At 43.6% G+C, this 14631-nt stretch carries 13 protein-coding genes and 3 tRNA genes; 10 read left to right on the top strand and 6 right to left on the bottom strand.

Features of this window, described 5'->3' with window-relative positions; all coding sequences use genetic code 11:
- Positions 1–3: 3 nt before the first annotated feature.
- The 6 genes from AB5Z01_RS10820 to AB5Z01_RS10845 all read right to left on the bottom strand — a co-directional run bounded on the left by AB5Z01_RS10820 (position 4) and on the right by AB5Z01_RS10845 (position 3102).
- Entirely contained in the window at positions 4–777 is a 774-nt protein-coding gene (locus AB5Z01_RS10820) for a phage antirepressor KilAC domain-containing protein (protein WP_287215857.1), read from the bottom strand.
- Positions 774–2042, bottom strand: a complete 1269-nt coding sequence (gene dcm, locus AB5Z01_RS10825; protein ID WP_287215859.1) for a DNA (cytosine-5-)-methyltransferase — start codon at positions 2040–2042, stop codon at positions 774–776. The genes AB5Z01_RS10820 and dcm overlap by 4 nt, the downstream gene beginning before the upstream one ends.
- A 53-nt stretch (positions 2043–2095) precedes the next feature.
- Positions 2096–2362: a DUF4314 domain-containing protein gene (locus tag AB5Z01_RS10830; RefSeq protein ID WP_195220543.1), complete on the bottom strand. Its 267-nt coding sequence runs from the start codon at positions 2360–2362 to the stop codon at positions 2096–2098.
- A 382-nt stretch (positions 2363–2744) separates the two neighbouring features.
- Positions 2745–2829, bottom strand: a tRNA-Tyr gene (locus tag AB5Z01_RS10835).
- Between the two features lie 21 nt (positions 2830–2850).
- Positions 2851–2926, bottom strand: a tRNA-Thr gene (locus tag AB5Z01_RS10840).
- 99 nt (positions 2927–3025) lie between these two features.
- Positions 3026–3102, bottom strand: a tRNA-Pro gene (locus tag AB5Z01_RS10845).
- A 391-nt stretch (positions 3103–3493) separates the two neighbouring features.
- Here AB5Z01_RS10845 and AB5Z01_RS10850 point away from each other — a divergent pair.
- The 10 genes from AB5Z01_RS10850 to AB5Z01_RS10895 all read left to right on the top strand — a co-directional run bounded on the left by AB5Z01_RS10850 (position 3494) and on the right by AB5Z01_RS10895 (position 14376).
- On the top strand, positions 3494–4465 hold the full coding sequence (locus AB5Z01_RS10850) for a hypothetical protein (RefSeq protein WP_332008408.1): 972 nt from the start codon (positions 3494–3496) through the stop codon (positions 4463–4465).
- A gap of 301 nt (positions 4466–4766) precedes the next feature.
- Complete coding sequence (locus AB5Z01_RS10855) at positions 4767–5636, top strand: substrate-binding domain-containing protein (RefSeq protein ID WP_117924214.1); 870 nt, start codon at positions 4767–4769, stop codon at positions 5634–5636.
- Between the two features lie 206 nt (positions 5637–5842).
- Positions 5843–6679: a phosphate ABC transporter permease subunit PstC gene (gene pstC, locus AB5Z01_RS10860; protein ID WP_117897630.1), complete on the top strand. Its 837-nt coding sequence runs from the start codon at positions 5843–5845 to the stop codon at positions 6677–6679.
- Positions 6680–6684: 5 nt separating this feature from the next.
- Positions 6685–7530 carry a phosphate ABC transporter permease PstA gene (gene pstA, locus AB5Z01_RS10865; protein ID WP_368365537.1) on the top strand — a complete coding sequence of 282 codons (846 nt, stop codon included), beginning with the start codon at positions 6685–6687 and terminating at the stop codon, positions 7528–7530.
- A gap of 3 nt (positions 7531–7533) precedes the next feature.
- The gene (gene pstB / locus AB5Z01_RS10870; protein ID WP_022287586.1) at positions 7534–8289 is read left to right on the top strand and encodes a phosphate ABC transporter ATP-binding protein PstB; all 756 of its coding nucleotides are present in this window, start codon (positions 7534–7536) and stop codon (positions 8287–8289) included.
- Between the two features lie 36 nt (positions 8290–8325).
- Entirely contained in the window at positions 8326–8985 is a 660-nt protein-coding gene (gene phoU / locus AB5Z01_RS10875; RefSeq protein ID WP_195519382.1) for a phosphate signaling complex protein PhoU, read from the top strand.
- Between the two features lie 159 nt (positions 8986–9144).
- Complete coding sequence (locus tag AB5Z01_RS10880; protein ID WP_287215865.1) at positions 9145–10926, top strand: Na/Pi cotransporter family protein; 1782 nt, start codon at positions 9145–9147, stop codon at positions 10924–10926.
- 18 nt (positions 10927–10944) lie between these two features.
- Complete coding sequence (locus AB5Z01_RS10885; RefSeq protein WP_022287583.1) at positions 10945–11622, top strand: response regulator transcription factor; 678 nt, start codon at positions 10945–10947, stop codon at positions 11620–11622.
- A gap of 27 nt (positions 11623–11649) precedes the next feature.
- Positions 11650–13380, top strand: coding sequence for an ATP-binding protein (locus tag AB5Z01_RS10890; protein WP_287215867.1), 1731 nt, complete (start codon positions 11650–11652; stop codon positions 13378–13380).
- Positions 13381–13602: 222 nt separating this feature from the next.
- Positions 13603–14376 carry a DUF4261 domain-containing protein gene (locus AB5Z01_RS10895; RefSeq protein WP_022287580.1) on the top strand — a complete coding sequence of 258 codons (774 nt, stop codon included), beginning with the start codon at positions 13603–13605 and terminating at the stop codon, positions 14374–14376.
- Positions 14377–14631 lie beyond the last annotated feature (255 nt).

The following is a 14631-nucleotide window of genomic DNA, read 5'->3' on the forward strand; positions in this document are numbered from 1 at the left end:
GCATCACGACATCTCCTTTCCGTAATATTTTCTCAGCAAACCTATGATAAAAAGCTGACCTTTTCCCGTCACAAACGTCTGCCGATAAGTCTTTTTCATACCCTCGACCTCGAACACCGACTCTTTTACAACAAAATATCTGCGGTCAATATATCTCTGATACGGCAGATTGTTTGACATAAGCACTCCCATTTCTTTCAGCCAGCGAAACAGTCTTGTTCTGCCGATTTTAAAATGCTCATCAGCCGCAAGTTTTGCCATTGCGTTCATGTCGATGAGATTTTCTGTTCCTGCTACCTGATTTGCAAAGTCCACCAAAGGCTGATTGTGCCTGATACGCTCGTTCAGCTTTTTGATAGCCGTCATCTGCAGGCGGAAAAGATTACGATACGGTTCTTCCAGAAAGGGGAGGTAGTTTTCTATGAACATATCCTCATTTGAAACGTAACCTCCGGTGTGATTGATCTGAGGCAGGATTTCATCAAAAATCCATGACTCAAATTTTTCAGCTCCAGGCAGCTTGCTATGTGCAACAAGTCTGTAAACATCACTTTCAGGAATAAAAATCATTTTGATTTTTTTAGTCGGAGACTGCGGATGAGGTAGGTCGTGTTTCACGCCCCACCTACAATGCCGTCTTATTGCGTCTTTTGTATTGCTGTAGCCCAATGCAGAAGCTACGTCCTTTCCGCAGAACATGATCCTTCCGTGTTCATCTGTTAACGTTCTTAAAGAACCAAATTCATCATTCTCAAAAATCTTTATCACATTGCTCATGCGTTTTCTCCTTTTTCCGTTTCTAAAATTATTCTTGCAACCGCCTCCACAACATTTGTGGTTACTGCGTTGCCTGCCTGCTTGTAAAGCTGTGCGTCGGACATTCCCACAGCCTTGACCTTGTTGAACTGCTCATCGGTAAAGCCCTGCAGTCTCCAGCACTCCAAAGGCATAAGCTTTCTGATATACCCGCAGTACACAACGCCGTGTCTGTCCGTTACAGTTATCGTAAACATAGGCTCGTTGGGAAGTTTAAATCTTCGTCCCTCCTGTCTTACTTCTGCCTTTGCAGGGGTAAGCACAGCTATTGGCTCGGTAACGAGTATCACTCCCGACTTTTCACCCTTATGATGACCTATCCCGCTGTCCTGTCTTGCGGTGATACATCTTGCCAGCTCTGTGACCTTCGGCTCAGGATTCATATCTATCCCCAATGCGTAATATCCCTGATTACAGCTTGTTGTGAGAGTGTGCGCTATCTCCTTTCCAACTCTCCCACGCCTTGAATTCATATTTGGATATGCAAGGTCGATGCTATCTCCGGGCAGAGCTATCTGATAGCCTGACTTAGTTTTTGATTTTATCGGCAGGCCGATTATCTCATAAAGACCTGTTTTTCCTCCAAAACCGCCAGCCTGGCTTGTCAGCGTTATGCTCAGTCCGTCGGCTGAATATACCCTGTTTCCCTCTCTGCCTGAAATTCTTTTGACAAGAGTTTTTGGATTTGCATCTGTGAAAGACAATACTTTTCCGGCACACTTTTCTCTATGAAATCCGACAATATACACTCTTTTTCTGGATTGGGGTACACCAAAATCTGCGCTGTTAAGCACTTCCCATACGACATCGTACCCCAATTCATCCAACGTACTAAGGATGGTCGCAAACGTCCTGCCTTCGTTATGCGATAGCAGTCCGGGAACATTTTCAAGGAGCAGATACTTAGGTTTTTTAATGGCGGCAATCCTGGCGATCTCAAAGAAGAGAGTTCCTCGGGTATCGCTGAATCCTTTCCGTTTTCCAGCGATCGAAAAGCTTTGGCAAGGGAATCCTCCGCATATAAGGTCGAGATCAGGCAGTTCGTTAGGGTCGATTTTTCTTGCGTCATCGTAATACACCTCGTTTCTTGTATCGTACAACGTTTCGTATGCTTTCTTTGCATATTTGTCTATTTCACAATAACCGACGCACTCAAAATCTCCTGCTTTTTCAAGACCTGAGCGAAATCCGCCGATACCTGCAAAGATATCGAAATATTTTATCATTTACCACGTTCCTTTCCTCAATAAAAAACGGCCAAGCTTTCTTAACTTGACCGTTACATTGACATATTCATTTCTTCTTCCTCGGTTTGTTCCGATCCTTCTCTGATAACGTGAAAATCGTCCACGCCTGGGATCACTCCAAGCGTTCTTCCGTTGTCAAAGATACAATGCAAAGTGCCGATGTCATCAACGTGATCGACCTTGCCAAACGTCCCCGACTCAACAGGGAACGGGTCATCGTTCATTTGGTCAAGGCAGATACGAGTTCCTTCCGGATATCTCTGTCGCAGCCTTTCAACGTTTTCTTTATTGTAATACATTTCACATTCCTCCTGTCAAATTTATTTTCTCATCTGTTAATACAGCCTCTGCCACATTAGGATCACCACCTCTCTTAAAAAAACAAAAAAGCCAATCCTATTGGTTTCTCTGTTTTAAGAGATACCAACAAAATCGGCAGATCCAATAAATTTGTATTGAAAACTTTGTGAAAGTTCTTTTATATACAAAACGGCAGGCTTAGAGCATAATATACTCAAAGTCTGCCGTTTTGTTTGACGATGTTTAATTGTTGAGGGATCAGATCCTTTTTTTACGAAAAAGCATCTACGGTTTTACACCTGAAATTTTTACCCTCAAAACACAAAAAAAGCTCGTAAATACGAGCTTTTCGAGGCGTGCATCTATTTTATTGCACAAGTATGGTGGGAGAAGGTGGATTCGAACCACCGAAGCTAGAAGCAACAGATTTACAGTCTGCCCCCTTTGGCCACTCGGGAATTCTCCCATATGAATGAAAACAAAATAATGGAGCTGGTGGACGGACTCGAACCCCCGACCTGCTGATTACAAATCAGCTGCTCTACCAACTGAGCTACACCAGCTTGTATTGCTTGATCTGTCGAACTGACGATATCTATTATATCATATCTCCAAGCACTTGTCAAGCATTTTTTATTTTGTTTTCATTTTTTTTAATAAAGTGGTCGAGGCGACAGGACTTGAACCTGCGGCATCTTGGTCCCAAACCAAGCACTCTACCAAACTGAGTTACGCCTCGTAGTTGACGTTGCACACGGTGGGGAAAAGTCTCCAGCCACGGAAAAGTTCCAAGCTTTGTGTGCCTTGAGCTTCATAGATGTTTCTGTGAAGCATTTGTCTGCGTCATCAGACAGCTTAATTATTATACTCCCCAATGCCAGTTTTGTCAATAGGTTTTTTATCACTTTGTATACTTGCACAATTATGCCTTGCTTAAAAACAATACAAATGTCGTTATTCAACAAATTATACCGTGATATCATACGAAAACATCAAAAAATAATGTCCATAAAAGAGCCTTTTTTAAAAGAATGGTATAATTTGATGATATTTTGGTGAAACCTGTTGATTTTTAAAATGGTTTGTGTTATCATTATATTTAACAGATAATATTCGGGAGGAAAGTAAAAATGAAAACAAAGGAATGTCCTTTTTGCCATAAGGAAATATCCGAAGAAGCAATACTCTGTAAGTATTGCCATAACCTGCTTATAGACGAAAGCACACCTGTTACGGAAGACAGCAAGCAGGAGGAGCAGAATTTCACCTCTGCTGACGATGCTGACAGAACAAGAGTGTTCACAAAGCAGGAGGCACAGGAGTATGAAGAGAAAACAAGGGCCTTTACCGTGCCTAAACAGCCGGAAGAGCCTACAGAGTTTTTCTCCACACCAATAGCTGATAGCCATGATAATAATGACGGCTATGAGAATTATCAGGATAATTATGATAATGGCGGTTATTCTGACGATGAAAACGATTATTCCGATGATGATACAGAGGATAACGATGACGCTTCCAGAAAGAAGCTCTTTGCAATTACTGCCACTATCACAGTGGGTATACTTGTGGTGGTCATTCTTGCTATAGTCGCAGGCTATAAGATCTTCGGCTTTGGCGGAACAAATAATAAGACCACTACTACCACAAAGCCAAAAACAACTGTTGCCTCCGATGACGACAGTAATGGAGGCGTGTTCGTCGATACCGAGAGCAGTGCAGTTTCTACCGACACAAATGCCACTACCTCACAGCCGGCTGACGAAAGCTCAACACCAGCCACTGAAACTTCTGCACCTGATACAGAAACAACGACAACTACCACAACAACTGCCTCAGATACAGAAACTACAACAACTACCACAACTACAGCAGACTCAAAGCCTGACGAAACTACAACAACTACATCAGCCGAGAGCGGAGATTCTGCAAAGGCTGTCGCCGCTATCACAGCTCAGATAGACGGCAAGGTGTCTTCATATGAATACAGAACTGAGGACGCAGGCTTCATGTACTATTACGTCTTTACAGAAGACGGTCATGGCTACAGCGCCGCATATAATAAGGCAGACGGCTCAGTTGTACTTGTACAGAGCTACTGATTTTAAATAGAATATCACCGATTTTACAAAGTGCGTTTTCCTTGTGAGAACGCACTTTTTTGTTTATACAAACGGGTTTTACATTGTGCATAGCATTGTAAAGCCCGTTTTTGTGTGTAAATTCCTTTGCAAACATCTTACAATGACTTTACTTTACTTCGGTTACTGATTTTACAATGCTGATGTATCATAAGTATATCACCTGAATAGAAATAACATGAAGACCTGCACACAGGGTGCAGAGAGAAAAGGTGCAAATCAAAAAGCCCAAAGGGCAAGTATAAGAAAGAGGTTTTATATCATGAAAACAAGAACATCAAAACTGGCAGCGATCTTTACATCAGTTGCACTTGCAGCCACAATGCTCGCAAGCTGCGGAGGAAGCTCAGATAAGATCACAGTTATCTCCCGTGAGGACGGCTCAGGAACAAGAGGCGCATTCATCGAGCTGACAGGTATCGAGGAAAAAGACTCTAACGGCAACAAGACCGATAACACAAAGAAAGACGCCCTTATCTGTAAGTCAACAGACGTTGTGCTTACTCAGGTGTCAGGAGATAAGAACGCTATCGGCTATATCTCATTCGGCTCACTGAACGATACAGTAAAGGCTCTTAAAGTAGAGGGCGTCGAGCCTTCAACAGCAACTATCGAAAGTGGTGACTATAAAATAGTAAGACCTTTCAATATCGCTGTTAAAGACGGACTTTCAGATGCCGCTCAGGACTTTGAGAACTATATCCTCAGCTCAGAAGGTCAGGATATCATCGAAAAGGCAGGCTACATAAAGATCGACAAGAGCGCAGCAGCTTACGCTTCAAACAACGCTTCCGGTAAGGTAGTAGTCAGCGGTTCATCATCAGTAACACCGGTTATGGAAAAGCTTGCAGAAGCATATCAGAAGGCAAATACAAACGTAACAGTAGACGTTCAGCAGTCAGACTCTTCCACAGGTATCAAGGATGCTATCAACGGCACATCTGATATCGGTATGGCTTCAAGAGATATCTCAGACGACGAGCTTTCACAGGGTATCAAGTCTGTAACTATCGCTCAGGACGCTATCGCAGTTATCGTAAATAAGGATAACGCAGTTGAAGATATCACAATGGACGAGATAAAGGCTATCTATACAGGCTCAAAGACAACATGGTCTGACGAAAGCAAATAAGCTATCAAGTTAATTCTCCATAAAGATTTGCACAAGACAAAACTTTGGGCGGCACAGCAAATTGTCGCCCCCTTTGTCTGAGCAAAAAAACAAGTGAAAAATTTTCAGAGGTGATAATTACGTTGACGGAAAACACAGCGGTGTCAGCGAATACAGCCGCTCAGAAGCCAACAGCAAAACAAAGTTCCCACCTGCTTGAGAAAGCGATGAAAGCATTGTTTTTCCTTTGCGCCTGCGTTTCAGTTGCGGCAGTAATAGTAATATGTATCTTCATGTTCGCTAAAGGCTGTCCTGCGATCGCCGAAATAGGCGTGGGAAACTTCCTCTTCGGAACAGACTGGAGTCCTAGAAACGTCCCTGCTTCATATGGTATCTTCCCTATGATAGTCGGCTCTCTCTACTGCACCGCAGGAGCAATAATAATCGGTGTGCCGATCGGACTTTTAACAGCGATATTTATGGCAAAGTTCTGTCCTAAAAAGCTTTTCAAATGGCTCATGCCTCCAATAAATCTTCTTGCAGGCATACCGTCCATTGTATACGGCTTTTTCGGCATGGTAGTTGTAGTTCCTGTCATAAGAAACCTTTTCGGCGGAACAGGAAACAGCGTGCTTACAGTTTCCATTATCCTCGGTATCATGATACTTCCTACTATCGTGGGCATGAGCGTGAGCGCACTTAAAGCCGTTCCTGACAGTTACTATGAGGGCGCAGTCGCCCTTGGCGCAACACACGAAAGAGCAGTTGCAACAGTCGTTTTCCCTGCCGCAAAGTCAGGCATACTCGCAAGCGTTATCCTCGCAGTGGGCAGAGCAATAGGCGAAACAATGGCAGTTATCATGATAGCAGGAAACTCCACTATCATCCCACACTCCCTCCTGGACAGCGTCCGTACCCTCACAGGCAATATCGTTATCGAAATGAGCTATGCTGAGGGACTTCACTATGACGCCCTTATCGGAACAGGCGTTGTGCTGTTCGTGTTCATTCTTCTTCTGAACCTTTGCTTTAACCTTGTCACAAACAGAAAGGATAAAGGGTGATAAAAATGTCAGACAGAATGAAAACCTATAAAACACACCCCATGTCATTGGTGTTCAATATCCTGACCAAAATAGCAGTTGTGCTTACCATAAGCGTGTTCGTTCTCATCGTGGGCTATGTGGTGATAAAGGGCGTTCCTTATCTGAAACCGTCCCTCTTCGCAAAGACCTATACCACCGAGAACGTGTCAATGCTCCCCGCTATCGTGAACACTTTTGAAATGCTTCTGGTGTCCCTGGCAATAGCCGCACCTCTGGGCATATTCTGCGCAATATATCTCGTTGAGTATGCAAAGAAAGGCAATAAAATCGTCAGAATCATAAGACTTACTACAGAAACACTCTCAGGTATCCCGTCCATAGTGTACGGACTTTTCGGAAATATGTTCTTTGTGCTTGCCCTTAACTGGAAGCTATCAATGCTCTCAGGCGCTTGCACATTGGCGATAATGGTGCTTCCACTCATAATCCGTTCTACCGAGGAAGCACTGAAATCTGTAGACGACAGCTTCCGTGAGGGCAGCTACGGACTTGGCGCAGGAAAGCTCAGAACTATCTTTGTTATCGTTCTGCCTCCTGCAATAAGCGGTATCCTCTCAGGCGTTATCCTTGCAATGGGAAGAATTTTCGGCGAAACAGCCGCCCTTATCTATACCGCAGGAACTATCGCCAAGTATGCAGGCCTTACAGACTCAGGACGTACCCTTTCTATCCATATGTATTCACTTTCAAACGAGGGACTTTATATGAACGAAGCAAGCGCTACAGCAGTTGTCCTGCTGACAGTAGTCCTGCTTCTTAACGGACTTGCGTCCCTTGTTGCCAGAAAGCTTTCCAAAGGAGGAAACTGATAAATGACACAGCCAAAACTGCAGGTGAAAAACTGCGATCTCTTTTATGGAGATTTTCAGGCTCTCAAAAATATAAACTTGTCCATAGCCGAAAAGGAGATAACCGCATTCATAGGCCCTTCAGGCTGCGGAAAATCTACTCTTCTTAAATCCCTCAACCGTATGAACGACCTCGTGGAGGGCTGTAAGATAACAGGGGATTTTACCCTTGACGGGGAGAATATCTATAAAGATATGGAAATAACCGAGCTTAGAAAGCGTGTGGGAATGGTTTTCCAGAAACCAAACCTCTTCCCGATGTCCATATATGATAATATCGCATACGGCCCAAGAACTCACGGCATAAAGAAAAAAGCCGACCTTGACGAGATAGTCGAAACAACTCTCCGTCAGGCTTCCGTGTGGGACGAAACAAAGGATAGACTTAAAAAGTCAGCCCTGGGTATGTCAGGCGGACAGCAGCAGCGTATCTGTATCGCAAGAGCACTTGCCGTAAAGCCGGAGGTGCTTCTTATGGACGAGCCTACATCAGCCCTTGACCCTATCTCCACTATCAAAATAGAGGAGCTTGCCACAGAGCTTAAAAAGAATTACACTATCGTTATCGTCACCCATAATATGCAGCAGGCGACCCGTATATCCGATAAAACAGCCTTTTTCCTCCATGGCGAGATAGTCGAGTTCGACGAAACTCAGCGTATCTTCTCCAATCCTAAGGAACAGAAAACTCTCGAGTATATCACAGGACGTTTCGGATAAACGCTTTGGAAATATAGGTGAAAGGAAGAAATATCTATGCGTGCGAATTTTGACAATAAGCTCAGCGAGCTTAACAAAAAGCTGCTTTCTATGGCAGCAATGACAGAGCAGATAATCGCAATGTCAATAAAATCTCTTGAAGAGCAGAATACAAAGCTTGCCCGTGAAACGGTGGAGTTTGACGCCAAGATAAACGAGGCGGAGCGTGAGGTAGAGAGGATCTGTCTTAACCTGCTCTTGCAGCAGCAGCCTGTTTTTGCCGAGGATCTCAGACGTGTGTCCGCTGCACTTAAAATGATAACCGATATCGAGCGTGTTGGCGATCAGTCAGCAGATATTGCAGATCTGAATATCCAGCTTATAAAGAAAAAGCAGACTTGGGATCTTAGCGATATCAGTGAAATGGCAAGAGCCGCCACACAAATGGTGAACGACGCTATCGACGCCTATGTGAACGACGACGAGAACCTCGCCCGAAAGGTCATAAGCTCTGACGATAAAATAGACGAGCTTTTTGTAAAGACCAAGGATAAGATAATCGACGAGATAGCAGCCGATAAAGCAAACGGTGAAAAAGCTATAGATACCCTCATGGTGGCAAAATACTTCGAGCGTATCGGTGACCATGCGGTAAATATCGCAGAATGGGTGGTATTCTCCGTAACAGGCGTCCATAAAACAGAAAGAATCATGTAAAATATCATTATAAAAGGCGGAAATACCGCCTTTTTGCTCTTCTTGTACGATTTTACTCAGATTTTACTCAGCCTGATTTGTTATTTTACAATTATGTTGTATAATGTTCATTGTAAACATTGTAACAATAGTGTAAAATTATTATCAGGGAGTGTCAGTATGACGATTTTTAATGTTCTGACCCTTATAGGCGGTCTTGCAATGTTCCTTTACGGAATGAATGTAATGGGTAACGGGCTGGAAAAACTCGCAGGAGGAAAGCTTGAAAAAATATTTGAAAGGCTCACCTCAAACCCTATCAAGGCAATGTTGCTTGGACTTTCTGTAACAGCGGTCATTCAGTCCTCCTCAGCCACTACAGTAATGCTGGTGGGCTTTGTAAACGCAGGCATCATGAAGCTCCATTCCGCCATAGGCGTTATAATGGGCGCAAATATCGGTACTACCGTAACAGCGTGGATATTGTCTTTGTCAGGACTTAACGGCGACAGCTTTATTATCAATATGCTCAAGCCGTCCTCGTTCTCGCCTGTCCTTGCGATAATAGGCGTTGCAATGCTGACGTTCTCAAAAAACGATAAGAAAAAGGATATCGCATCTATACTCGTAGGCTTTGCAGTGCTCATGTTCGGAATGGACTCAATGAGCGGTGCAGTCGCACCTCTTAAAGACGTTCCTGAGTTCGCAGAAATGCTTCTCTGGTTCAAAAACCCTATTCTGGGCGTTCTGGCTGGCGCACTTCTTACCGCTATCATCCAGTCCTCATCTGCTTCCGTTGGTATCCTTCAGGCTCTCTCAGCCACAGGTGCAATAACCTTCGGCTCAGCGCTTCCTATAATTTTAGGACAGAATATAGGTACTTGCGTAACAGCACTGCTTTCATCAATAGGCACAAGCAAGAACGCAAAGCGTGTTGCAGTTGTCCACCTCTATTTTAATATAATAGGAACACTGCTTTTCCTTACAGTTTTCTATCTGCTCAATGCCTTTATCGGCTTCTCGTTCGTTGACGGAGTTGTGGGCGCAAAGGAGATAGCTATTGTGCATACTATATTCAATCTGTCAACATCTATCATACTTCTGCCATTTATCAAAGTCCTTGAAAAGCTTGCCTACCTCACTGTCAAAGACAAAGAGGGGGAGGGAAATAAGGACAATATCGAAGAGCAGTTCAAGCTTCTTGACGAAAGATTTCTCCAGTCACCGTCTTTTGCAGTTGAAAAGTGCAGAGAGCTTACAAACCGCATGGGCGAGATAGCAAAAGAAAGCATAGACATGGCAATGAGCATCTGCGTCGATAAGTACGATAAGGAAAAGGCAGAACAGATAGCCGCAAATGAAGCAGCCGTCGACCTCTATGAGGATAGACTCGGCACATATCTTGTAAAGCTTTCGAGCCGAGATCTTTCTGCAAAGGATTCTCAGTCAGTTTCAACTATACTTCATGTTATAGGCGACTTTGAGCGTATCTCCGACCACGCCATGAACATGGTGTCCGTTGCCGAGGAAAAACAGCAGAAGGATCTGAATTTCACATCACAGGCAACAGCCGAAGTAAAAGTCATGTGCAGTGCCGTAAGAGATGTTTTGGATATCGCCATGGAAGCCTTTGAAAAGCACGATCTGGAGCTTGCCACAAGAGTTGAACCGCTTGAGGAAGTGGTGGATAAGATAAGAACAAAGCTTAAAAACCGCCATGTAAAAAGGCTTCAGACAGGCGAGTGTACCATAGAAATGGGCTTTGTGTTCTCCGATCTGCTCACAAATTTGGAAAGAGTTTCAGACCATTGCTCAAATATAGCGGTCTGTCTTATACAGGAAAATGACGAAAGCTTTGACGTCCACGAGTATGTTCAGATGCTTAAAAATTCAGGCGAGGGCTTTGACGGACAGGTCAAACGCTACAGCGAGAAATACGCTTTGCCTGCTAAAGAGTTTTAACGAAAAGGGGTAAGATCTATGGCACTTATATATTGTGTAGAAGACGATGACGGAATAAGAGAGCTTATATCCTGCGCACTTAAATCAGGCGGATATGAGGTGAAAGCATTTCCAAAAGCAAAACCGTTTTATGAAGAGATAAGAAACAAAGAGCCTTCGCTGGTGCTTCTTGACATAATGCTTCCTGACGAGGACGGATATTCCATACTTTCAAAGCTCAAAAAAGACAGCCACACTCAGGACGTTCCTGTTATAATGCTCACCGCAAAATCAAGCGAGCTTGATAAGGTGTCAGGTCTTGAAATGGGCGCAGACGACTATATAACAAAGCCGTTCGGCGTAATGGAACTGCTTTCAAGAATAAAAGCCGTTTTAAGACGTGCAGGAAAGCAGAATGCCGAGGCTGACGTAATAGAAGAACAGGGCGTATCCCTTGACGCTTCAAGACGTATCTGTACATATAACGGTCAGGAGGTCGTTTTGACCTATAAGGAATTTGAGCTTTTGATGTATCTTATGCGCCATAAGTCCATAGCCGTGAGCCGTGATAAGCTTATGGAAATGGTCTGGGGCTATGAGTTTGCAGGGGAAACAAGAACTGTTGATATGCACATCAAGACCCTCAGACAAAAGCTTGAAGCCGCAGGCTGTACGGATCTTATCAAAACAGTCCGTGGCATAGGCTACAAAATATAAAAATTTTGAGATAAGGAGGAACAGCATATGCAGAAAAAACTCTATAAAGTCATGACGATACTTGTTTCATGTACAGTGCTGTTTTTTCTTTTAGTAGCAGGCTCTCTTGGATATTCTACCTATCAGCGTTTCACTAAAAATGAGCTTAAATCCGCTGCAAAGCTCGTTGCCGCAGGAAACAATAAACCCTCAGAAATGGCTGATATTTTGGAAAGATCAGTAGAATATGATGTCCGTGTCACCTTCATCGACGCACAGGGCAATGTAAAATATGACTCTGAAGCAGATCCCGCCAAAATGGAAAACCACTCAGACCGTGAAGAGTTCAAAGAGGCTATGGCAAATGACGAGGGCGAATTCACAAGATTTTCCAAAACCCTTGGATATACTACATATTATTATGCCATAAAATATGACGGCGGTGTGCTGAGATTTTCTACAGATAAGGAAAACCTTGCAGGGGTGTTCCTTGCAGTGATACCAATGCTGGTGGTGTTCGCAGGAGGGATAATCTTTATCACCACCATAATCTCCATAAAGCTTTCAGAAAGCATGATAAAGCCGATAAATTCCCTTGTAAAACAGCTTGATCTGAGGAACGAGAATATCGGTCAGTTTGAAACGCCTTATGAAGAACTTGAACCTATCATAAAAAATGCAGACGTTCTTATGGGACGAATACATAAGAACATGAATAAAATAAAGGCAGAGAGAGAAAAAATATCACTTATCACTGAAAATATGGTGGAGGGCATGATACTTCTTGACGAGGACATGACAGTGCTTTCGGTAAATAAGAGCGCCTTGAAAATTCTCGGCAACAGCTTTGACCCTACGGAGCATACCAAGATAAACCATATGACCAACGATCAGCAGATAATAGGTCTGCTTGAAGAAGCCAAGGAAAGCGGTGCAGCAAAAGGTATCATCACAGAAAAAAGCCGTTTTTACCGTACCTTTGCAAATAAGGTCTACAGCGAGAATACCCTTGATTTTGGTATCATAATCTTCTTTGTTGACGTAACAGAGGAGATACAAAGCGAGCAGATACGCCGTGACTTCTCAGCCAACGTATCTCACGAGCTTAAAACGCCGCTTACCACCATAAAAGGCTTTGGCGAACTTCTTGAAAACGGCATTTTCACCAAGGAAGAGGACGTGAAGAAATACGGCGGTATGATATATCGTGAAAGTGAAAGACTTTTGTATCTTATAAACGATATTATCAGGCTTTCCCAGATAGAGGAGCAGGAACACGTTTTGTCTGATAAAATAGACCTGCTGAAAACCGCCCATGACGTAGAGGAGATACTCCGTCACAAGGCAGATAATAGAGAGGTCACAATGACCATTGAGGGCGAACCTGTTCAGATATACGGCAATCAGAGCTACATCACAGAACTGTTTTTAAATCTAATGGACAACGCCATAAAGTACAATCATGAGGGCGGAAGCCTGAAAGTAACGGTCGGCATAGAGGACGGCAAAGCCGTGGCAGTGTTCAGCGACACAGGCATAGGCATATCCGACGAACATCAAAGCCGAATCTTTGAACGTTTTTACCGAGTTGATAAAAGCCGTTCCAAGAAGATAGGCGGCACAGGCTTAGGGCTTTCTATAGTAAAGCACATAGTCGCATATCACAGCGGTGAGATATCCCTTGAAAGCGAGCTTGAAAAGGGAACTACCATAACAGTGAAGCTGCCTTTTAACGAGCCTGAAACACAGCAGGCTGAGGAAACAGCGGTAACAGAATAATAATCACGCCGTTCTGACAAGAAGTCGGAACGGCGTTTTTGTCAGGTACATGGTATACAAATTATTGAGGGAAAGGGTGATAAAGAAAGGACAAAAAAATCATCGCCGCAGGCGATACCATAATTCCTAACTCCTCACTCCTCATTTACCTCCCCCTGTTGCATTTTCTCCCCAAGTGTGCTATAATGACCTCAACAGACTTTATCTTATGGAGGTAACAAAATGTCAGAAGAAAACAAAAACGTTCAGGAAACCAAGGACGATAAAAAGGAAGGCAACGTCCTTGCAGGCTTCGTTCTCTACACAGACGCTAACATGGATTGGCTCAGATTTAAAAAGTTTCTGAAAGACGATTGGAACATCGTTCCGCAGGACGATGTAAAAGACAACGCTATGGTATTCAAGGTTGGCGATATGGTGGTCGCTTGCTCACTTATGCCTAACCCAGTTCCTAACAAGGAAGCTGAAAATGCGGCAAAGTATAACATTCTTTGGAAAGAGGGCGCAAACGAGGTCGCTAAGCATCAGGCGCACGTTATGCTCGCTGTAATGAATAAAACAAGCGCTGTTGAGCAGGCTATCCTCTTTGCAAAGGTGGCAAGCTCACTGCTGAAACTCGATAACGCTATCGGTATCTATAAAGACCCGACAGTTTATGAAAAGAACTTCTATGTGAACTTTGCTGAAACTATCAAAGACGGCGAGTATCCGATGCCTATTCTTATCTACACAGGTATGTATCTTGCTAAAACAGGTCTTTGCGCTTTCACATCAGGCATGAGATTTTTCGGATATGAGGAAATGGAGATAGTTGACTCTCCAAAACAGCCTAACGACCTGCTTGGATTTTTGCTTTCTATCTCCGAGTATGTGCTTTCTGAGGGCGTTGAGCTTAAAGACGGCGAAACTATCGGCTTCTCTGAGGAGCAAAAGCTCCCTATCACTCTGTCAGACGGCGTGAGCGTTCCGGGCAAGACCCTGAAAATAAAGTATTGATAAATACTATCAATGTTATTGTAGGGGAGCGGTGCAATTTCTATTTTGCATAAATCCGACGTCCCGTTTGTGCTTGCCCTTTCAATTTGTAAAGAATAAATTTTCATATTATTCTGAGCCGTACAATTTGTGCGGCTTTTTTTGTGCATAACCGAAAAACTTTCCGCAGACCTCTGTTTGTAGGTTTGTCAATCATATTGGACACTATTATTAAGAAATTCGATAGGCGAAAACCATTTGAGGGGACGCATAGGA

This window comes from Ruminococcus sp. RTP21359st1_H3_RTP21359_211015 (genome assembly GCF_040909065.1).
GTDB classification, from domain to species: domain Bacteria; phylum Bacillota; class Clostridia; order Oscillospirales; family Ruminococcaceae; genus Hominimerdicola; species Hominimerdicola aceti.